Origin of the sequence: Rhodoferax fermentans, assembly GCF_002017865.1 — a bacterium.
In the GTDB taxonomy this organism is placed as follows: Bacteria; Pseudomonadota; Gammaproteobacteria; order Burkholderiales; family Burkholderiaceae_C; genus Rhodoferax; species Rhodoferax fermentans.
Genome location: NZ_MTJN01000002.1, coordinates 3,694,013 through 3,711,834, shown reverse-complemented (window position 1 = coordinate 3,711,834; position 17,822 = coordinate 3,694,013). Strand labels below are relative to the sequence as shown.

18 protein-coding genes are annotated in these 17,822 nt (G+C 61.3%); 13 read left to right on the top strand and 5 right to left on the bottom strand.

Features of this window, described 5'->3' with window-relative positions:
* Positions 1 to 29: 29 nt before the first annotated feature.
* Entirely contained in the window at positions 30 to 1,280 is a 1,251-nt protein-coding gene (locus RF819_RS17295) for a DUF2325 domain-containing protein (protein ID WP_078366121.1), read from the bottom strand.
* Positions 1,281 to 1,472: 192 nt separating this feature from the next.
* Here RF819_RS17295 and RF819_RS17290 point away from each other — a divergent pair, with 192 nt between their 5' ends.
* The 4 genes from RF819_RS17290 (at position 1,473) to RF819_RS17275 (ending at position 5,776) form a co-directional block, all read left to right on the top strand.
* Complete coding sequence (locus RF819_RS17290) at positions 1,473 to 2,480, top strand: extracellular solute-binding protein (protein WP_078366120.1); 1,008 nt, start codon at positions 1,473 to 1,475, stop codon at positions 2,478 to 2,480.
* 6 nt (positions 2,481 to 2,486) lie between these two features.
* Positions 2,487 to 4,163, top strand: a complete 1,677-nt coding sequence (locus tag RF819_RS17285) for an ABC transporter permease (protein WP_211276187.1) — start codon at positions 2,487 to 2,489, stop codon at positions 4,161 to 4,163.
* A 5-nt stretch (positions 4,164 to 4,168) separates the two neighbouring features.
* Positions 4,169 to 5,236: an ABC transporter ATP-binding protein gene (locus RF819_RS17280; protein ID WP_078367023.1), complete on the top strand. Its 1,068-nt coding sequence runs from the start codon at positions 4,169 to 4,171 to the stop codon at positions 5,234 to 5,236.
* Between the two features lie 72 nt (positions 5,237 to 5,308).
* The gene (locus RF819_RS17275; RefSeq protein ID WP_078366119.1) at positions 5,309 to 5,776 is read left to right on the top strand and encodes a PaaI family thioesterase; all 468 of its coding nucleotides are present in this window, start codon (positions 5,309 to 5,311) and stop codon (positions 5,774 to 5,776) included.
* 10 nt (positions 5,777 to 5,786) lie between these two features.
* On the opposite strand, the gene RF819_RS17270 is transcribed toward RF819_RS17275, so the two are convergent.
* Positions 5,787 to 6,755 (bottom strand): LysR substrate-binding domain-containing protein, encoded by a 969-nt coding sequence (locus RF819_RS17270; RefSeq protein WP_078366118.1) that lies wholly within the window; start codon positions 6,753 to 6,755, stop codon positions 5,787 to 5,789.
* Positions 6,756 to 6,917: 162 nt separating this feature from the next.
* Here RF819_RS17270 and RF819_RS17265 point away from each other — a divergent pair, with 162 nt between their 5' ends.
* The 4 genes from RF819_RS17265 to RF819_RS17250 all read left to right on the top strand — a co-directional run bounded on the left by RF819_RS17265 (position 6,918) and on the right by RF819_RS17250 (position 9,737).
* Positions 6,918 to 7,988, top strand: coding sequence for a YeiH family protein (locus tag RF819_RS17265; RefSeq protein WP_143541747.1), 1,071 nt, complete (start codon positions 6,918 to 6,920; stop codon positions 7,986 to 7,988).
* Between the two features lie 135 nt (positions 7,989 to 8,123).
* Positions 8,124 to 8,651, top strand: a complete 528-nt coding sequence (locus tag RF819_RS17260; protein ID WP_078366116.1) for a hypothetical protein — start codon at positions 8,124 to 8,126, stop codon at positions 8,649 to 8,651.
* A gap of 29 nt (positions 8,652 to 8,680) precedes the next feature.
* Positions 8,681 to 9,280 (top strand): class I SAM-dependent methyltransferase, encoded by a 600-nt coding sequence (locus RF819_RS17255; RefSeq protein ID WP_078366115.1) that lies wholly within the window; start codon positions 8,681 to 8,683, stop codon positions 9,278 to 9,280.
* Between the two features lie 76 nt (positions 9,281 to 9,356).
* On the top strand, positions 9,357 to 9,737 hold the full coding sequence (locus RF819_RS17250) for a rhodanese-like domain-containing protein (protein WP_078366114.1): 381 nt from the start codon (positions 9,357 to 9,359) through the stop codon (positions 9,735 to 9,737).
* Positions 9,738 to 9,767: 30 nt separating this feature from the next.
* Here the strand turns inward: RF819_RS17250 and RF819_RS17245 are convergent, their stop codons facing one another.
* On the bottom strand, positions 9,768 to 9,926 hold the full coding sequence (locus tag RF819_RS17245) for a DUF3309 family protein (protein ID WP_078366113.1): 159 nt from the start codon (positions 9,924 to 9,926) through the stop codon (positions 9,768 to 9,770).
* On the bottom strand, positions 9,923 to 10,495 hold the full coding sequence (locus RF819_RS17240) for a ferritin-like domain-containing protein (RefSeq protein WP_078366112.1): 573 nt from the start codon (positions 10,493 to 10,495) through the stop codon (positions 9,923 to 9,925). Before RF819_RS17240 ends, RF819_RS17245 begins: the two co-directional genes overlap by 4 nt.
* 212 nt (positions 10,496 to 10,707) lie before the next feature.
* Between RF819_RS17240 and RF819_RS17235 the strand changes: the two genes are divergently transcribed.
* Positions 10,708 to 12,273, top strand: coding sequence for a methyl-accepting chemotaxis protein (locus RF819_RS17235; RefSeq protein ID WP_078366111.1), 1,566 nt, complete (start codon positions 10,708 to 10,710; stop codon positions 12,271 to 12,273).
* 82 nt (positions 12,274 to 12,355) lie between these two features.
* Here RF819_RS17235 and RF819_RS17230 read toward each other — a convergent pair whose 3' ends face one another.
* Positions 12,356 to 13,708 (bottom strand): sigma-54 interaction domain-containing protein, encoded by a 1,353-nt coding sequence (locus RF819_RS17230; RefSeq protein WP_078366110.1) that lies wholly within the window; start codon positions 13,706 to 13,708, stop codon positions 12,356 to 12,358.
* Positions 13,709 to 14,016: 308 nt separating this feature from the next.
* On the opposite strand from RF819_RS17230, the gene petA reads away from it, so the two are divergent.
* The 4 genes from petA to RF819_RS17210 all read left to right on the top strand — a co-directional run bounded on the left by petA (position 14,017) and on the right by RF819_RS17210 (position 17,822).
* Positions 14,017 to 14,574 (top strand): ubiquinol-cytochrome c reductase iron-sulfur subunit, encoded by a 558-nt coding sequence (gene petA, locus RF819_RS17225; RefSeq protein WP_420853893.1) that lies wholly within the window; start codon positions 14,017 to 14,019, stop codon positions 14,572 to 14,574.
* A gap of 259 nt (positions 14,575 to 14,833) precedes the next feature.
* Complete coding sequence (locus RF819_RS17220) at positions 14,834 to 15,451, top strand: MBL fold metallo-hydrolase (RefSeq protein ID WP_078366108.1); 618 nt, start codon at positions 14,834 to 14,836, stop codon at positions 15,449 to 15,451.
* Between the two features lie 3 nt (positions 15,452 to 15,454).
* The gene (ccoG, locus tag RF819_RS17215; protein WP_078366107.1) at positions 15,455 to 16,897 is read left to right on the top strand and encodes a cytochrome c oxidase accessory protein CcoG; all 1,443 of its coding nucleotides are present in this window, start codon (positions 15,455 to 15,457) and stop codon (positions 16,895 to 16,897) included.
* Positions 16,898 to 17,033: 136 nt separating this feature from the next.
* Positions 17,034 to 17,822: a sulfite exporter TauE/SafE family protein gene (locus RF819_RS17210; RefSeq protein WP_078367022.1), complete on the top strand. Its 789-nt coding sequence runs from the start codon at positions 17,034 to 17,036 to the stop codon at positions 17,820 to 17,822.

The window sequence follows — 17,822 nt, the reverse complement described above, 5'->3', positions numbered from 1 at the left end:
GTTTGGTCAATCCATCTGGGTGCAGCAACTCATGCCACAGCGGTGTGCTGTAACTCCGACAGGGCGCGTTTGAGGCTGGCAGTACCTGGGTTTTCCACAAACAGGCATTGTTTGCCGGTACGTTTGCAGTGGTCTTTGACGCGCCAATAGGCGTTGTGGCTGATACAACCGGTCTGGCAGATCACCAGATCGGCCGCTGCCAGCGTGGTGTCGAGTTTGGTCAGGCTTTCTTCTTCACCACCGTCGTGGTGGGCAAATCGGGCGCCAACACTTTCAATGATGTCGCGGTACTGCGGCACACTGGCTGTGCGCCCACCCACACACAACACGGCACGGTCTTCCAGTTGGACGGGTTTGAGAGGGGCAGATGCTGCATCCGTGAGCGCTGCGTCGGTCTGCGGCGCCAGGCGTTTGAGTTCAGCAGCCTGGATGTCGATCACGCGGCTGTTGCGTTCATTGTCCTGTTGTGCCTGCTGCAAGGCACGTTCCAGGGCCTGGATCTGTTTGGCTTGTTGGGCCAGGTCCGCCGCCTGTTTCGTGCGGCATGCCAGGTCTGGCACCGAGGCCTCCAGTGCACTCAACTGTTGTTGCAAGCTGGCCAGGCGGGTGTCACGGGTGATCACCTCGGTGCGCAGCTGTAAAACCTGGTCTTGCAGCATCTTGAGGCGGTTCGCCCCTTCGCTGGCTAACTGGTTGATGCGTTGTTGCGCATTGGACAGCTCACGTGTCAGCGTGGTGTTGTGATCTGTCAGGGTTTGCAGGCGTTGCAGGTCAGCGCGTTGTGCGGCACCCACCTGGTGTTGCAGCATGTGCACTTCACCGAGGATCTGACGCTCCAGGTCGGTACTGCAGCGGGGATGTGTCAATGTGGCCCAGAGCGGACCAGCCAGGTCTTTTTGTGAAGCCTCATTCCACCAGTGGCCCAGTGCCTCGGTGGTTTTGACGCTGGCGGCCTGGCGTATGGCCAGGGCATACCGCTGCTCCAGTTCGCGCTGCATGCCTTCGGCCAAGGGAGTGCGACTGCCACATTGCCCCACGGCGCCAGAATGCAGGGCGTAGTCGGTGTCGACGTTGTGCCCGCGAAACGTCTTGTTCACCACCCGCCGCAGAACCGGAATCGGCAGGCAGACACCAATCACCGGGCAAAACGCACGGTCTTCCAGTTCCCACAGCTTGCGTCGGCGTGAGCCGGTGGTGGTCTGAATGGTCGCAGCTGTTTCGACAGCTGGATTGGCCTGCTTGGTGGCGGTATGGTCAGCGATGGCGTGGGTTTGGCACACAAGGCTCTCCTGTTTCTGGGTTCACGAAGCGGGTGGCTGGCACCTTGCACCTGAGGGCGCAGGTTGCATTGGTTTAAATGAGAGTTATTCCCATTGGCGATGGATTATGCATGATTTCCCCACAAGTGATAACTATTCGCATTCGATGTAAGATGACCGTTCTGTCAACAACTTGCTGAAGGACATCCCGACATGACATTTCCGCCACTGATGGCCGCCCTTGTTCTGGCCGCTACCGCATTGAGTGCATCCGCCGAAGACGTGGTGGTGTATTCCGCCCGCGCCGAGCAGTTGATCAAACCGCTGTTTGATGCTTACACCCGCGACACCGGCGTCCAGATCAAGTTCATCACCGGCGCCGAAGGCCCGCTGATGGAGCGCCTGAAGGCCGAGGGGCAGAACACTCCCGCTGACATGTTGCTCACGGTCGATGCTGGCAATTTGTGGCAAGCCTCGCACCAGGGACTGTTGCGCCCAGTTCAGTCCAAGGCCTTGCAAGACAACGTGCCCGCCCATCTGCGTGATCCGGGCAATGAGTGGTTTGGCCTGTCGGTGCGCGCACGCACCATCGTCTACAACACCACCATGGTGAAACCGTCCGAGTTGTCCACCTACGAGGACCTGGCTGACCCCAAGTGGAAAGGTCGTTTGTGCCTGCGCACCGCCAAGAAGGTCTACAACCAGAGTCTGGTGGCGATGATGATCACCGAGCACGGTGAACCCAAAACCGAGGCCATTGTCAAAGGCTGGGTCAACAACCTGGCCACCGCACCTTTTGCCGATGACACCAAGGCCATGGAGGCGGTCGCCAACCGCCAATGTGCGGCCACCGTGGTCAACACCTATTACTATGGCCGCTTGATGGCGACCCAACCCAAATACCCGCTGGCCATTTTCTGGCCCAACCAGAACCTGACGTCCAAAGAAGCGGGTGTCCACGTCAATGTGTCTGGCGCGGGTGTGACACGTCATGCCAAAAACCCGGCTGGCGCACAAAAGCTGATCGAATGGCTGTCGTCAGACCGGGCACAAAACCTGTTTGCCGACAACAACCTGGAGTACCCGGTGAACCCCAAGGTCAAGCCCGCGGACACCGTGGCTGCCTGGGGCAGCTTCCAGCCGAACCTGATCAATGTGAAAGAAGCGGGTAGTCTGCAGGCGCAGGCCGTCAAGCTGATGGACCGCGTCGGTTACAAGTGATCCGGGGTGTCTGTGCCTGAGGGCAGTTTCCCTTTGCCGGCCGCAGCAACTGCGGTCACTGCCCCCCAAAAGCGCTTTCGGGTCGACGGCTGGGTGCTGTTTGCGCTGCTGCTGGCCGCGCTGGTCCTGGTGCCGGTGGTGGTCAGCCTGTCGTCGTTCGCCCGTATCGACGGCTCGATCCTGTCGCACCTCAGTGAGTTTGTGTTGCCGGAGCTGCTGGTCAACACCTTCTGGCTGTTGTTGGGTGTTGGCTTCGGGGTGACGTTGCTGGGGGTGTCACTGGCCTGGTTGGTGGCCATGTGTGAGTTTCCGGGGCGTCGCCTGTTTGACTGGGCGCTGCTCTTGCCCCTGGCTTTGCCCGCTTATGTGACGGCCTTTGTGGCCATCGACTTGCTGGACTTCAGCGGCCCGCTCCTGAGTTGGCTGCGTGAAGGCTGGGGCATCACCGGCCTGCCTGAAGTGCGTTCCCGTGGTGGGGTGGTGATGGTGCTGTCGTTGGCGCTGTACCCCTATGTTTACCTGATCTCGAAAAACGCCTTTGCCACCCAGGGCGCGATGGCCTTGGAGGCGGCGCAGTCGCTGGGTTTGTCGCGCACGCAAGGTTTTGTCCGGGTGGCGCTGCCGATGGCGCGGCCATGGATCGTGGCTGGCCTCATGCTGGCGCTGATGGAGACCCTGGCCGACTTCGGCACCATGGCAATTTTCAACATCGACACCTTCACCACCGCCATCTACAAGGCCTGGTACAGCTTGTTTTCTTTGCCAGCGGCCGCCCAACTGGCCTCGGTGTTGATCCTGTTTGTGCTGGTGGTGGTGGTGCTGGAGCAGCGTTCACGCGCCCAGATGCGTTATGCGGCGGTGGGGCGCAGCGGTGTGTCGCGCCGCATTGTGTTGTCACCGGTCATGGCTGCGCTGGCCTGCCTCTACTCGGGGCTGGTGCTGTTGCTGGCGTTTGGGGTGCCGGTGGCCCAACTGGTGGTGTGGACGCTGGATGTGGCGGTGCAAGATCTGGACGCCCGTTATTGGTCTTTTGCCTGGCACTCCCTTATATTATCTGGGCTGGGTGCTCTGTTAGTTGTAGTGTTCTCGGTGCTGTTGGCGTATGCCGGTCGCCAGCGGCCCAGCGCCTTGATGCGCTGGACGCAGCGCCTGGCCACGCTGGGCTACGCCTTTCCGGGCGCGGTGCTGGCGGTGGGGCTGTTCATCCCGGTGGCGGCCCTGGACAATGCCCTGATTGACCTGGCGCGTGATTGGTTTGGTTTTCAGGGCACCGAGATTTTCAAAGGCTCCCTGCTGGTGATGTTGCTGGCGTATCTGGTGCGTTTCCTGGCGGTGGGTTTTGGCCCGATGGACAGTGGGCTGCAGCGCATCACCCGCAATGTGGATGAGGCCGCCCGCAGCCTGGGCACGCGCACCAGCCGACTGCTGGCGCGGGTGCACCTGCCGATGTTGCGCGCCAGCCTGAGCACAGCCGCTGCGCTGGCTTTTGTCGACATCATGAAAGAAATGCCGATCACCCTGATGACCCGGCCGTTTGGCTGGGACACGCTGGCGGTGCGGGTGTATGAGATGACCTCTGAGGGCCAGTGGGAGCGCGCGGCGCTGCCGTCGCTGGCGATTGTGCTGGTGGGCTTGGTCCCGATTTTGTTTTTGACCTGGCGCGCGGATAAGCTGCGCTGTTGATCTTTATGCCTGAATTGTTGCTTCAAGCGGTGTCGCAGTCTTACGGCAGCCGTCCCGTCATCACCGACCTGAGCTTTTCGTTGGAAAAGGGCGACATCGGCTGCCTGCTCGGGCCATCGGGCTGTGGCAAAACCACGGCACTGCGCTGTATTGCGGGTTTTGAGGCGATCCAGCAGGGTGAGGTGGCCATTAGCAACACCCTGGTCAGTCGACCGGGCTGGATGTTGGCCGCCGAACAGCGCGGTGTGGGCATGGTGTTCCAGGACTATGCTTTGTTCACCCATTTGACGGTGGCCAACAACGTGGCCTTTGGCCTGCATGGCCAGTCCAAGGCGGTGGCTGCCGCGCGGGTGGCAGAGCTGCTGGCGCTGGTGGGGCTGAGCGGCCAGGCTAACCAGTTTCCGCACCAGCTCTCGGGCGGGCAGCAGCAGCGTGTGGCCTTGGCGCGTGCGCTGGCGCCACGCCCGCGCCTGATCCTGATGGACGAGCCGTTTTCCAACCTGGATGTGGAATTGCGTGAGCGCTTGTCGATTGAGGTGCGTGACATCCTCAAACGGGAAGCCAGCACCGCGCTGATCGTCACCCACGACCAGCACGAGGCGTTTTCCCTGGCCGACTGGGTCGGTGTGATGCACCAGGGCCGCATCCAGCAGTGGGACACGCCCTACAACCTGTACCACCGACCGGTCAACCGTTTTGTCGCCGACTTTGTCGGGCAGGGCGCTTTTTTGCCCGGTGAGGTGTTGGGTCAGCAGCGGGTGTCTATTGAGTTAGGTGTGCTGGATGCCCGGGTGCCGGTGTCATGCCGCCCAGCGGTCAGCCCGGACGGCACCCACAGTTGTCTGGTCGACGTATTGCTGCGGCCCGATGACATCGAGCACGACGACAGCAGCCCGTTGTTGGCCAGGGTCGAGAGCAAGGCGTTTCGCGGGGCCGAGTTTTTGTACGGCTTGCTGCTGCCCAGCGGCCAACGCGTGTTGTCGCTGGTGCCCTCGCACCATAACCATGCGGTGGGTGAGCAGATTGGTATCCGCCTGGCGGCGGACCATGTGGTGGCTTTCCCTGCTGAGTGACTGGGGACGGTGTCAGGGCGCTGCCTGATACATTTGGCCCAGCTGTTGCCCACAACTTTTGCAGGATGCCCCATGAAAGCTTTTCAAGAGTATTACCCTGATAACCTGTCGCATTGTTATGGCTGTGGTGCCAACAACGAGCACGGCCACCGCATCAAGACCTATTGGGATGGGGACGAGACGGTGACCCGTTTCACCCCCGAGCCGTATCACACCGCTGTGCCAGGTTACACCTATGGCGGTTTGCTGGCCTCGCTGATCGACTGCCACGGCACCGGCACCGCAGCGGCAGCGATGTATCGGCAAGAGGGTCGGGCTATGGACAGCTTGCCCGCGTTCCGGTTTGTCACCGGCTCATTGCATGTGGACTACCTCAAGCCCACACCGATTGATGTCACGCTGGAAATCCGTGGCCGCATCAAGGAGATCAAGGGCCGCAAGGTGGTGGTAGAGGCGACGGTCTACGCCAACGGTGTGGCCACCGCCCGAGGTGAGGTGGTGGCGATCCAGATGCCCGACAACTTCGGCGCAGCGGCTTGACACGCAGCGCTCAATAACTTGGGGCCAAAGCCCCACGCGCAGTGGCATACAGGTTGGCCTGCGCTACAAAGTGGCGCAGCGCCGGCGTGTTGCTTTTGTCCCGGTGGACCACCAGGTAACACTGGCGACGCATGCTTGGCAAGGGGCTGGCGACCACCTGCAGCCGCCCGGTCGCGATGAAGTCTGCCACCACCCAATGCGACAGGCAGGCCACGCCCAGGCCCTCGGCAGCAGCCAGCTTGATGGCTTCTGAGCTGCCCAGCACCATGCTGCGCTGGTAAGCATGCAGGTAGGGCAACAGCAACTGGTCGGTGCTCTCGCGGGTGCCTGAGCCCTGTTCTCGCAGCAACCAGACCCGCTCGCGCAAGGCGTCGAGCGACACGGTGGACACCTCGGCTGTTTGGGCATTTGCATCTTGCGGGTCAATCTCGCGCGGGGTGTGTGTGGCACTCACCAACAGCAGTTCATCCTGCAGCCAGGGTGTCATGCTCAATGTTGGCAGGTGTGCGGGCCCTTCGATCAGGCCCACATCCAGCTCAAAGGCCGCCACCGCCTCACACACCACCTCGGTGTTGCCAATCAGCACATGCGACTGCCAGGTGCTGCTTGGCGCGGCTGACTGTTGCAGAAACTGGCGCAGTAAGCTCGGCAGCACATAGTTGCCAATGGTGGTGCTGGCGCCAATGCGCAAGCTGTGTGCCTGGGCCAGGCCGTCCTGGGCGCTTTGCTCGATGGTGATGGCCGCATCCAGCACGGCTTGCGCACGCGGCAGCAGGTCGCGGCCATTGTTGTTGAGCAGCAGGCGCTTGCCACTGCGGTCGAACAGGCTTTGTGACAGCAGGCGCTCCAACTCGTTGATGGCCGAACTGGTGGCCGACTGTGACAGCGCCAGTTGGGTGCTGGCCGCTGTGGTGCTGCCACAGCCCGCCACGGCCGCAAAAATCTGCAATTGGCGCAGGGTCAGATGCAAAACAGGCATGGTGTGTTTGGGTTGTGTAGCGATTGGATGGGTAATTATTAGCTGAATAAGCTGTTTTACAAATAAGTAGCAGCAACCTACAGTCGCTGAACACTTGTTTTCCCGTTCAGCAACACCATGACCCGCAGCGACTTGGCACAGCTTGCCTACCCCCAGATAGCCATGACACATACACGCGCAGTTCTGCAGCGTTATGCACCGGGTGTGTTGCTCAGCGGCGTTTTGGCCGGTGTGGCGATGGCACTGGGTCAGCTGGACTGGCTGCGCAAGCATGGTCTGAGTGCCCTCAGTCTGGCGATCTTGCTGGGGATCTTGCTCGGCAACACCGTGTATGGGCGCCTGGCTGCACCCTGTGCGCCCGGAGTGACGTTGGCCAAACAGCGGCTGCTGCGCCTGGGCATTGTCCTGTACGGCCTGCGTCTGACGCTGCACGACATCGGTCAGGTGGGCCTGGCCGGTGTGCTGATCGATGCGCTGGTGCTGGGCTCGACCTTCACGCTGGCTTACCTGCTGGGCACACGCTGGCTCAAGCTGGAGCCCAACGCGGCCATCTTGATCGGTGCTGGCAGTTCGATTTGTGGTGCGGCTGCGGTCATGGCCACCGAGCCGGTGCTGCACGCCCGCGCCGAAAATGTCACCGTGGCGGTTGCCACGGTGGTGGTGTTTGGCACGCTGGCCATGTGGTTGTATCCGTGGTTGTTTGTGCTGAACCAGCATTGGCCGGTGGTTGGCGGAGGTGTCCATGGTTTTGGCATGTACGTCGGATCGACCATTCACGAAGTGGCACAGGTGGTGGCCGCCGCCCACGCGGTGGACAGCGCAGCAGCCGACACGGCCGTCATCACCAAAATGGTGAGGGTGATGATGCTGGCCCCGTTTCTGATGGGGCTGTCAGCCTGGCTGGCGTGTCATCAGAGCCCGGCACAGCGGCCTGGCCCACATCGTGGAGCGAGGGGCGGGTGGTCAAACATCCGCATGCCGTGGTTTGCCTTCGCCTTCATCGCCATGGTGGCCTTCAACTCCCTGCAGTGGCTGCCGCACCCGGTGGTGGTGTGGGTCACCGATGTCGACACGGCCTTGCTGGCCATGGCGATGGCCGCCCTGGGTTTGACCACCAACCTGTCGGCTGTTCGCCAGGCGGGCCTCAAACCTTTGCTGCTGGCGGGTGTGCTGTTTGTCTGGCTGGTTCTGGGGGGCGCGTTGATCCATTGCGCGGTGTTGTCGCTGCTGTAGCGCCTGATCTCTCTGCTGCTTAAGGCCTTAGCGGGGGTGGCTGGTTAGAGTCTCGGCCCGAAGAGGTAAGCTCTGTACATGCCCCCACTGTTGGCCGAGTCATAGTCCTTCTTCATCATGTTTTGAGCGATGTCCATGTTGCCATTTGTTCCCACTGCCCAGCCAACGCGGCGCGCCTTCAGCGCGCTGGTGATCACCAGCCTGCTCGCCGCCGCAGCTGGCCTGCCCACGGTGGCAAGCGCACAAACCGCATCCACCGTGCAGGTGGGCCAACGTGTGCCTGCGCTGGCACTCAAAGACCAGCACGACAAGCCATGGCAGATGGACACCGACACCCGTCTGCTGATGTTTGCGGCCAGCCGCCAGGCCTCCAACCTGGTGCAGGAGGTGTTGCACAAGCTGCCGCCAGACCAGTTGACCCGCAATAACGCGCTGTATCTGGCCGACATGGGCAAGATGCCTGGGATCATCACCCGAACCTTTGCGCTGCCAGCGCTGAAGAAGTTGCCTTACCCGATCGGTGTGTCGACCGATGAGGCCACACTCGCGGCCTGGCCGCGCCAAGGTGATGCGGTGACGCTGATCGAGCTGGACCAACACCTGGTCAAACGCATCAGCTATGTCAGCACCGAAGCGGATCTGCGCGCAGCGCTGGACCGTTGAGCCAACCTCTTGCCGAGAGCCCTTCAATCATGAACTTCTGGGACCAAAGGTTTGCCGAGCCCGGTTTTAAATACGGTACCGAACCCAATGTCTTTTTGCGCGACCAAGCAGCGCGGCTGGCACCGGCAAGCCGTGTGTTGGTGCCGGGTGATGGTGAAGGGCGCAATGGGGTGTGGCTGGCCGCGCAGGGCCACAGGGTGAGTTCGGTCGACAGTTCGGTGGTGGGCCTGCAAAAAGCCAGTGCCCTGGCGCACCAGCATGGTCTGGTGCTCAACACGCAAGTGGCCGATCTGGCCGACTGGGTGCCCGAGCCGCAGAGTGTGGACGCCGTGGTGCTGATCTACACCCACTTGCCCGACAGTTTTCGTCGGCTGGCCCATCAGCGTCTGGCCCAGGCGCTGTGCCCCGGTGGCTGCTTGCTACTGGAGGCCTTCCATCCCACTCAGTTGCAGCACAACAGTGGTGGCCCCAAAGACGCGGACATGCTCTACACGCCTGAGCTGCTGGATCAGGACTTTGCCGGTCTGTTGAGGCCGGTGGTGCGCTGGCATGGTGAGGTGAATCTCTCGGAAGGGCCGGGCCACCAGGGTGTGGCGCATGTGACGCGCTGGTTGGGTCTGAAAAATTGAAGAAATTGGGCTTTGGCCCTTATATTCATTAGGCTAATAGCTATATTGTTGATAGTAAACTCTGGAGGAGACGCCGATGAAAACCGCTCACGATCTGGTTGCCGCTGCCAAATCCCACGTGCATGAGCTCAGCTTGGCCGAGGCCGAGCAAGCCATCGCCCAGGCCGATGTGCTGGTCGATGTGCGTGAGGCTGACGAGTTTGCCGCCGGTCACCTGGCTGGTGCGGTGCATATCTCACGTGGTTTGCTGGAATTCAAGTTCAGTGCCGACCCCGCACTGCAAGCGCGTGACCTGAAACTTGTGTTGTATTGCAAGACCAGCGGCCGTGCCGCGTTGGCAGCCTGCGCCTTGCAGGAGATGGGCTACCAGCACGTGCAGTCGATTGCGGGCGGTTTTGAAGCCTGGGTGGGCGCTGGCAAACCGGTTGTCAAGCCGCAAACGCCTTCTTTCGAGTAAGGGCATGGCCCAGGCCGGGCCGCCCCAGGTTCAGATCCGCCCCAGCACCAGCAGGATCACGATGATCAGCACCACCAGCCCGATGCCGCCGCTGGGCCCATAACCCCAGCTTCGGCTGTGTGGCCAGCTGGGAATCGCGCCAATCAGCATCAGGATCAAAACAATCAGAAGAATGGTGCCGATGCTCATGGGGTGTCCTTAGCTTTGGTTTGGGTGGGTGCGGGTGGCAGCCCGTGTAACAGGTCAGCCAGCTCGTCGGCGTGTTCTTCTTCGACGGCCAGAATCGACTCCAGCATGCGCCGTGTGGTCGGGTCCTGGTCAGACAGGTAAACAATGTCGCGACGGTAACTGTCGATGGCGATGCGCTCGGCAATCAGGTTCTCCGAAATCATGTCGGACAGGTTGTTCCCGTCCGTGTAGTCGGCGTGACTGCGTTCCAGTAAGGTGGCGGGCGAAAAGTCAGGTTCACCACCGAGCTGCACGATGCGCGCCGCAATCAGGTCAGCATGACCCAGCTCTTCATTGGCGTGTGCCAGAAATTCGGCCGCCACAGACTGGGAGTGGATGCCGCGCGCCAAAAAATGGTGGCGGCGATAACGCAGCACACACACCAGCTCGGTGGCCAGGGCCGCGTTGAGCCGCAGCAACACCTGGGGGCGATCAGCGGTGTAACCCGGTGTGACCGCACCTTGTTCAATGTGGATGCCCGCTTGCTGCCGCAAACTGTCGGGCGGGGTCGTTGGGGTGGGGTGGTTCATGGTGTCCTTGTGTATTGGCTAAAAACAAGCCGATGGTGGCCGGGCCGAAACGGGCTGTCTGTGTGATGTCGCACAAATGCCGCATGACAGCAGCTTGGCCGTGCTCGTTCATTTGTAAAAACGAGGCCGTTTGACATAGAACAAACCTAGGGTTTACACGCTCCCTGATAGTGGTGGTTCTGTGTTTGTCGTTGCCACAAGTTGTTTCAAGAATGAAAATAAACCTTCCTGTCACCCAGCGTGAGTTTGAGCTTGAAGACGGCGTCACGCTGGTGTCCACCACCGACACCAAAGGCATCATCACCCACTGCAACCAGGCGTTTGTGCAAGCCAGCGGTTTTGACTACACCGAACTGCTGGGCCAACCACATGACATCGTGCGCCACCCGGATGTGCCACCCGAGGCGTTCAAGGACTTGTGGGGCACCATCGGGCGTGGCAGGCCGTGGTCTGGCATTGTCAAGAACCGCCGCAAAAACGGTGACCATTACTGGGTGCAAGCCAATGTGGTGCCGGTGATGGAGGGCGGCAAACCCTGCGCCTACATGTCGGTCCGGCTCAAACCTACACGGGCGCAAATCCAGGCGGCCGAACAGGCCTATGCTCTGCTGGATGCCCAGCGCGCCAGTGGCAAGGTCCGTGTCAGGCTGCATGCGGGTGGTCTGCGCCAGGTGGGCTGGCGCGACTGGCCGGGCAAATTGCACCGCATCACGCTGAGCCAGCGCACCGGTCTGGGGCTGCTCATGATCCTGGTGCTGGCCTTGTTGCCCACCTGGGTGTTGGCCGGGCAAGATGTCCAGACCGTGTTGGCCGCCCAGGGGGCAGCGGGCTTGGTGGGCGCTGGTTTGTTCTGGGCCTGGTTTCGCCGGGCCTTGGTGCACCCGATTACCAAAGCCACTCGATTGGCCAATGACCTGGCCTGCTGCAACCTCAATGGCCAGATTGACTACAACAACACCAGCCCGCTGGGAGCGCTGATGCGCCGTTTGTGGCTGAGTAATCTCAACATGCGCGCCATCGTGGCCGATGTCCGCGCCGAGGTCAAAGGCGCCAACCTGGCGGCACAGGACATCCATCAAGGCAGTGTGGAGCTATCTACCCACACCGAGACCCAGGCCGGTGAGGTCGAAAAAACGACCTCCGCCGTGCGCGAGATTGCCAACACCGTCCAACGCACCGCCGACACCGCACATGCCTTGTCGACCCTGAGTACCAATGCCAGCGCCATGGCCAGCGAGGGTGCGCGGGCGATTGACCAGGTGTCGGCCTCGATGCATGCCATCGAGTCCTCGTCAGACCGCATCACCGAGATCATTGAGGTGATTGAGAAACTGGCCTTTCAAACCAATTTGCTGGCGCTCAATGCGGCGGTAGAGGCCGCCCATGCTGCGGAACATGGCCGTGGTTTTGCCGTGGTGGCCGCCGAGGTGCGGGCCCTGGCGCAGCGCAGCAGCACCGCAGCGCAGCAGATTCGCCAGCTGATCCATGACTCGGTCGAACAGGTGTCGCAGGGCACCCTCACGGTGGATGTGGCCGCCACCACCATCCGCACGGCGGTGGATGCGGTGTGTGAGGTGTCGGCCCGGCTCGGCGAGATCACTCAAGCCACCCAGGACGAGGCCGCCGGGGTGACGCAAATCAGTGAGGCGATGCACCTGCTGGATGTGGTTACCCAGCAAAACGCAGAGCTGGCCCAACAGGCCAGCGCCGACTGCGAGGGTTTGACGGCCCGCGCTGACACGCTGGTGCGCGCGGTCAAGGTCTTCCAGATGCGCTGAAGCCCAGAAACTTGAATAAAAATGGCCTCTAGCCCTTATTCAATAAGGGCGAATAGCTATATTCTTGGTAGTATTTCAGGGCTCAGGTCAGCGCCAGGGCTTTGAGCTTGCGGTACAGCGAGCGTTCGCTGATGCCTAAGCGCGCCGCCAACTCGGCCCGGCTGCCAACATGGGCGTTCACAAAGTCTTGCAGCATGGCGCGTTCGACCGATTTGAGAGTGCCGGCGGCGGCTGTTGGCACAGCGGTGCCCGTCAGCATCGCGCTTGGGTTGTTCAGGTTCGGCGGTGAGAAAACGGCTCGCGGGCGCCCACCTGACTGCAGGGCCTGTTCAACATGGCTTGCCTCCAGAACCTCGCCATCACACATCAGCGCCGAGCGCTCCAGCAGGTTGCGCAACTCGCGCACATTGCCGGGGTAGTCTTGTTGTTCCAGCAGGCTCAGAGCGGCCGGGCTGAGCTGGAGATTGCGTGGCCCGGCCACCCTTTGCAGCAGGGCCTGGGCCAGCAGCGTTATATCGTCGCGGCGTTCGCGCAGCGCGGGCAGATGGATCGGGAAGGTGCTCAGGCGGTAATACAAATCCTCGCGAAACTTGCCCTGGGCCACCATCTCGTCCAGGTGCCGGTGGGTGGCTGACACCACCCGGATGTCGGCGTGGCGCTGCTCGGCGCTGCCGACACGCCGGTAGGTGCCGGTTTCCAGCAGGCGCAGCAGTTTGACCTGCATGGTCAGCGGGATGTCGCCCACCTCGTCGAGGAACAGCGTGCCGCCGCTGGCGGCTTCCACCAGTCCGCCACGGGCTGTATTGGCACCGGTGAAGGCGCCGCGCTCGTGGCCAAACAGTTCGGACTCGAACAGGTTCTCGGGCAAGCTGGAGCAGTCCACCGCCACCAGCGCGCGTGCCGCACGCGGGCTGGCCTCGTGCACCGCCTGTGCCAGCAACTCCTTGCCGGTACCGGACTCTCCCAGCAAGAGCACCGTGGCCATCGACGGCGCCACCCGCGCCACCATCGTCAGCATCTGCTGGAACGGTGCCGAGCGCCCAATCAGCCCTTGGGTTCGGGACTGCCCCTGCGCCACCCGCAGTGGCTCCATCTTCTCGATGAAAAACGCTTGTTCACCGTCGGCATTGAGCAGCGGTGCCAGTTCGATGTTGACATATTCCTCCCCTTTGGCGCTGTGGTGCAGGTGCAGCACCCGTTCACGCTGGCCTGACTCGCGCGCCTTGAGCAGCGGACAGGATTCACCGGCCTGGTCACACGGCAGATGGAAGTGGTGCGACACCTCATAACAGGTGCGCCCGACCACGCTGCGCTCCGGGCTGAACTGGCGCCGGTAAGCGGCGTTGGCGGCCAGGATGCGGTACTGGGTGTCAAACAGGATGTGTGGCTCGGGCAGACCTTCCAGGAAGGACATGAGTTCTGGCAGCGGTTTCATCGGGTGGTTTCAACACAGGTGGTGGTCCTGCGGTGAGTGTATGCCAGCTGACTGTCAGTCTGTCAAATCTGGCAGTGATTCCCCTGAGGTGGAACCCGATTGTTTTGATCAACTTCTCAAGTGCTTGAAATAGAACGTTTTCTTTGGATCGCTTGACATGGCACGGATATTGATACCAAACAGGGCAGTGCCTGATTTATCGGGTGCTGCTTTCCCTTTTTGTACTTCAGGAGAATGTGATGTCTGCTTCCAACACCTTTGAAGCGCTGGCTGCCAATGCCAGTGATCATGATGCCGAGCGCCGCAGCATGGTGCTGTTGACGGCGGCGGTGGCCGGGGTGGCCACGGTGGGTGTGGCCATTCCCCTGGTCGCCAGCTTTTCTCCGAGTGAGCGGGCTCTGGCCAGTGGCGCGGCGGTGGAGGCCGACATTTCGGACCTGGCACCGGGCGCCATGAAAACCGTGGAATGGCGTGGCAAACCGGTCTGGATCGTGCGCCGGACCGAAGAAACGCTGGCTGACCTGGCCACACTGGATGAGCGACTGGTGGACCCCAGGTCCGAGGTCAAGAGCCAGCAGCCCGCTTATGCCCAAAATACCAGCCGTTCGATCAAACCCGAATATCTGGTCGCGGTGGGCATTTGTACCCACCTGGGCTGCTCACCCAGCGCGGTGGCCAAGGGCACGGCCAACCCAGGGGTGGGCCAGGACTGGAAAGGCGGCTTCTTCTGTCCCTGCCACGGGTCGACCTTTGATTCGGCCGGACGTGTGTTCAAGAACAAACCCGCTCCCACCAATCTGGAAATCCCCCCCCACAAATACCTGTCAGACAGCCGTTTGCTGATTGGTGAAGACGAGCTTGCCTGAATCTGAGCCAATGGCCCGTTTGCAGTGGCCATTTGATTGCTGACATTTTTGGCAGTCTGTTCTGACAATTAGCGCTTTGTGACAGGCGCGCTCGTCGTGCGTGGGGCGCGGGTGTTGGCTAAGTGCTTGATTCTGTTGGGCGCTGGCTGCGTGCGTCCGCTGGCACGTTTCTTGATCTATGTCTAGAAAATGACATCGGCGGCCATGATCAACAACACACCAGACAGCCACCAGCGCCAGCCGCTGCGGGGTGCATGACATGTACTTTCGCATCCTCAATGACAGTGACAGCGGCGAGTTCAGTTACTTGCTGGCGGACCACACCCAAGACGCGGTTCTGATTGACCCGCGCGCACGCGATATCCCGGTGTTATTGGCCTTGTTGGCCGAGCGTGACCTGCGCTTGCGCTGGGTGTTGCGAACCCATCAACATGATGCGTTGCACCCGCATGAGCCTGGTCTGCTGACCAAGCTGGGGGCACCCCTGGTTCAGGGCGAAGTGGCGCAGACCTCGCTGCCGTTTGGCGAGGGGATGATCCGGGTCCTGGCCACCCCTGGTCACACCCGCGACTGCCTGAGTTTTGCCTGGCGCGACCGCGTGTTCTGTGGCGGGCTGTTGGCGGTCACGACCTGTCCCCATCAGTCCTATCCGCAAGCGCCGCAGGACCTGTGGGACAGTGTCATGCAAAAAGTTTTTACACTCGCTGACGAAACCTTGCTGTTTGCCGGGCATGAACAGCATGCGCGAGCGGTGAGCACGGTGCTGGAGCAACGGCGTTGGCATCCCTATTTTTCAGGCCTGACCCGTGACGAATTTCTTGCACAGATGGATGCGCTGTCGCAGCGCAGCGTGCCGCCCCCATTTTTTGAGGAATGACGAATGAATGCCGAATTGAAGAATGAGAAGAAGGTGATACCCATCACCCCGGTGCCGACCGAGCCCGAGGCACAGCTGGTGTCTTTGTATGCCGCTCACGAAAAAATTTACCCGCGCAGTGTCAAAGGGGTGTTTTCCAATTGGCGCTGGATCATGGTGTGGGTGACGCAGATCATCTTCTACGGATTGCCCTGGGTCGAGTGGGGTCAGCGCCAGGCCGTTCTGTTTGACCTGGGGGTGCGTCGTTTTTACATCTTTGGTCTGGTCTTGTATCCGCAGGACTTCATCTACCTCACCGGTCTGCTGATCATTGCCGCCTTGTCGCTGTTCCTCTTCACTGCGGTGGCGGGTCGGTTGTGGTGTGGTTATGCCTGTCCGCAGACGGTCTACACCGAAATCTTTCTGTGGGTTGAAAAATTTGTGGAGGGGGACCGCTCGGCCCGCATTCGCCGGGACGAAGGCCCGATGACCGCCGAGAAACTGGCGCGCAAAACGGCCAAACACCTGATCTGGGTGGCCATTGGGGTCTGGACCGGGTTCACCTTTGTGGGGTATTTCACGCCCATGCAAGCCATGATGAGCCAATTGGCGAACCTGGACTTTGGTCCCTGGGAAACATTCTGGGTGTTGTTTTACGGTTTTGCCACCTATGGCAACGCCGGGTTCATGCGGGAACAGGTGTGTAAACACATGTGCCCCTATGCCCGTTTCCAGAGTGCGATGTTTGACAAAGACACCCTGATCGTGACCTACGACGCCGAGCGCGGTGAGCCGCGTGGCGCACGCTCCAAGAAGGCCGACCCCACCAAGCTCAATCTGGGGGCCTGTGTCGACTGCAGCCTGTGTGTGCAGGTCTGTCCGACCGGCATTGATATCCGCAAAGGGCTGCAGTACGAATGTATTGGCTGTGGTGCCTGTGCCGATGTGTGTGACACCGTCATGGACAAGGTGGGCTACCCGCGTGGTCTGGTCAAGTACTCGACCGAAAACGCCATGCTCAACAAGTGGACACAGAAGCAGACACTGCGCCATGTGTTCCGGCCACGTATTCTGGTGTACACCGCTATTTTGCTGACGATTGTGCTGGCGATCATGGTCAGCCTGTTCACCCGCACACCGTTTAAGGTGGACGTGGTGCGTGACCGCGGTGTGATGGCGCGCGTGGTGGAAGCGGGCAAAACCGAAAACGTGTACCGCTTGCAGGTGATGAATGCCACCGAAAGTGCTCAGCGTTATCGCTTTTCGGTGGAAGGCCTGCCGGGTCTGGTGCTGACCTCGCAGGACACGGTCAGTGTGCCGTCCACCGAGGCGCGAACGGTGCCGGTGCGTGTGCAATTGCCGTTTGAGGGGGCCAAACCGGGTTCACACGAGATCCACTTCAAGATTGAGTCACTGGACAGCCCAGGGGTGTTGCTTGAAAAGTCTACCTTCCTTGTGCCAGAGTAAGCGCCACCTTGTACGTGTATACCTTGTTGTCGGCTGACGTTGTCGGCACCCAGCTGGATGATGATGGCTGGTTGCCGCCGTTCTGGCTGATGTCTTCTTTTGCCAAATCAGCAACCCAGGGGCACGCGTGGACCAGATGATCTGGGTGGCGCTGTTGGGCACGGTGATTGGTCTGGTGTTGGCCTTCACCGGGGCAGGTGGCGGCATCCTGTCGGTGCCTTTGTTGGTGTTTGGACTGCATCTGTCGGTGCAGCAGGCCGCACCCATCGGGATGCTGGCGGTGTTCGCCGCAGCCTCGCTGGGGGCTGTCCTGGCCTGGCGTGAGGCGCTGGTGCGCTACCGTGCTGCGGCCTTGATGGGGGCGGCGGGGATGGTGATGGCACCACTCGGCGTTTTTCTGGCGCAACACATCCCCAATCGGCCTTTGATCGTGGCTTTCTCCGCCGTGCTGATGTACAGCGCCTGGCGCAGTCTGGCTGCCCCAGCCACCACCCAGGCGCGAGCGCCCTGTGTGCTGAGCACCGTGGATCAGCGCTTGATCTGGACACGCCCGTGTGCCCAGGTGTTGGCGGGCACCGGCTTGCTGTCGGGTTTGCTCAGTGGTTTGCTGGGGGTCGGCGGTGGTTTTGTGATCGTGCCAGCCCTGTCGCGTTACACCAATCTGAGCATTCGCAGTGTGCACGCCACCTCGTTGGCGGTGATGGCGCTGGTGTCCTTGAGTGGTGTGATGTCTGCCACCATACACGGCACCATGAACTGGGCCATTGCGTTGCCCTTTGCCGCTGGCGCCATCGTGGCGCTGCTGGCTGGCAGGCGGCTGGCCAACCGGGTCCACCCCACGCGTCTGCAGCAAGTGTTTGCCTGGTTTTGTGTCGGGGTGGCGGTGTTGATGCTGGCCCGGGCGGGAGGTCTGCTGTCGGTGTGA

Excerpts from the sequence above, each read along its gene's own strand:
- RF819_RS17240 (WP_078366112.1), bottom strand. The coding sequence starts at position 10,495 with ATGAACCACCCCACCCCAACGACCCCGCCCGACAGTTTGCGGCAGCAA.
- RF819_RS17245 (WP_078366113.1), bottom strand. The coding sequence starts at position 9,926 with ATGAGCATCGGCACCATTCTTCTGATTGTTTTGATCCTGATGCTGATT.
- RF819_RS17270 (WP_078366118.1), bottom strand. The coding sequence starts at position 6,755 with ATGCCTGTTTTGCATCTGACCCTGCGCCAATTGCAGATTTTTGCGGCC.
- RF819_RS17275 (WP_078366119.1), top strand. The coding sequence starts at position 5,309 with ATGAAAGCTTTTCAAGAGTATTACCCTGATAACCTGTCGCATTGTTAT.
- RF819_RS17235 (WP_078366111.1), top strand. The coding sequence starts at position 10,708 with ATGAAAATAAACCTTCCTGTCACCCAGCGTGAGTTTGAGCTTGAAGAC.
- RF819_RS17210 (WP_078367022.1), top strand. The coding sequence starts at position 17,034 with ATGATCTGGGTGGCGCTGTTGGGCACGGTGATTGGTCTGGTGTTGGCC.
- RF819_RS17230 (WP_078366110.1), bottom strand. The coding sequence starts at position 13,708 with ATGAAACCGCTGCCAGAACTCATGTCCTTCCTGGAAGGTCTGCCCGAG.
- ccoG (WP_078366107.1), top strand. The coding sequence starts at position 15,455 with ATGAATGCCGAATTGAAGAATGAGAAGAAGGTGATACCCATCACCCCG.
- RF819_RS17265 (WP_143541747.1), top strand. The coding sequence starts at position 6,918 with ATGACACATACACGCGCAGTTCTGCAGCGTTATGCACCGGGTGTGTTG.
- RF819_RS17290 (WP_078366120.1), top strand. The coding sequence starts at position 1,473 with ATGACATTTCCGCCACTGATGGCCGCCCTTGTTCTGGCCGCTACCGCA.
- RF819_RS17280 (WP_078367023.1), top strand. The coding sequence starts at position 4,169 with ATGCCTGAATTGTTGCTTCAAGCGGTGTCGCAGTCTTACGGCAGCCGT.
- RF819_RS17255 (WP_078366115.1), top strand. The coding sequence starts at position 8,681 with ATGAACTTCTGGGACCAAAGGTTTGCCGAGCCCGGTTTTAAATACGGT.
- RF819_RS17220 (WP_078366108.1), top strand. The coding sequence starts at position 14,834 with ATGTACTTTCGCATCCTCAATGACAGTGACAGCGGCGAGTTCAGTTAC.
- petA (WP_420853893.1), top strand. The coding sequence starts at position 14,017 with ATGGTGCTGTTGACGGCGGCGGTGGCCGGGGTGGCCACGGTGGGTGTG.
- RF819_RS17260 (WP_078366116.1), top strand. The coding sequence starts at position 8,124 with ATGTTGCCATTTGTTCCCACTGCCCAGCCAACGCGGCGCGCCTTCAGC.
- RF819_RS17250 (WP_078366114.1), top strand. The coding sequence starts at position 9,357 with ATGAAAACCGCTCACGATCTGGTTGCCGCTGCCAAATCCCACGTGCAT.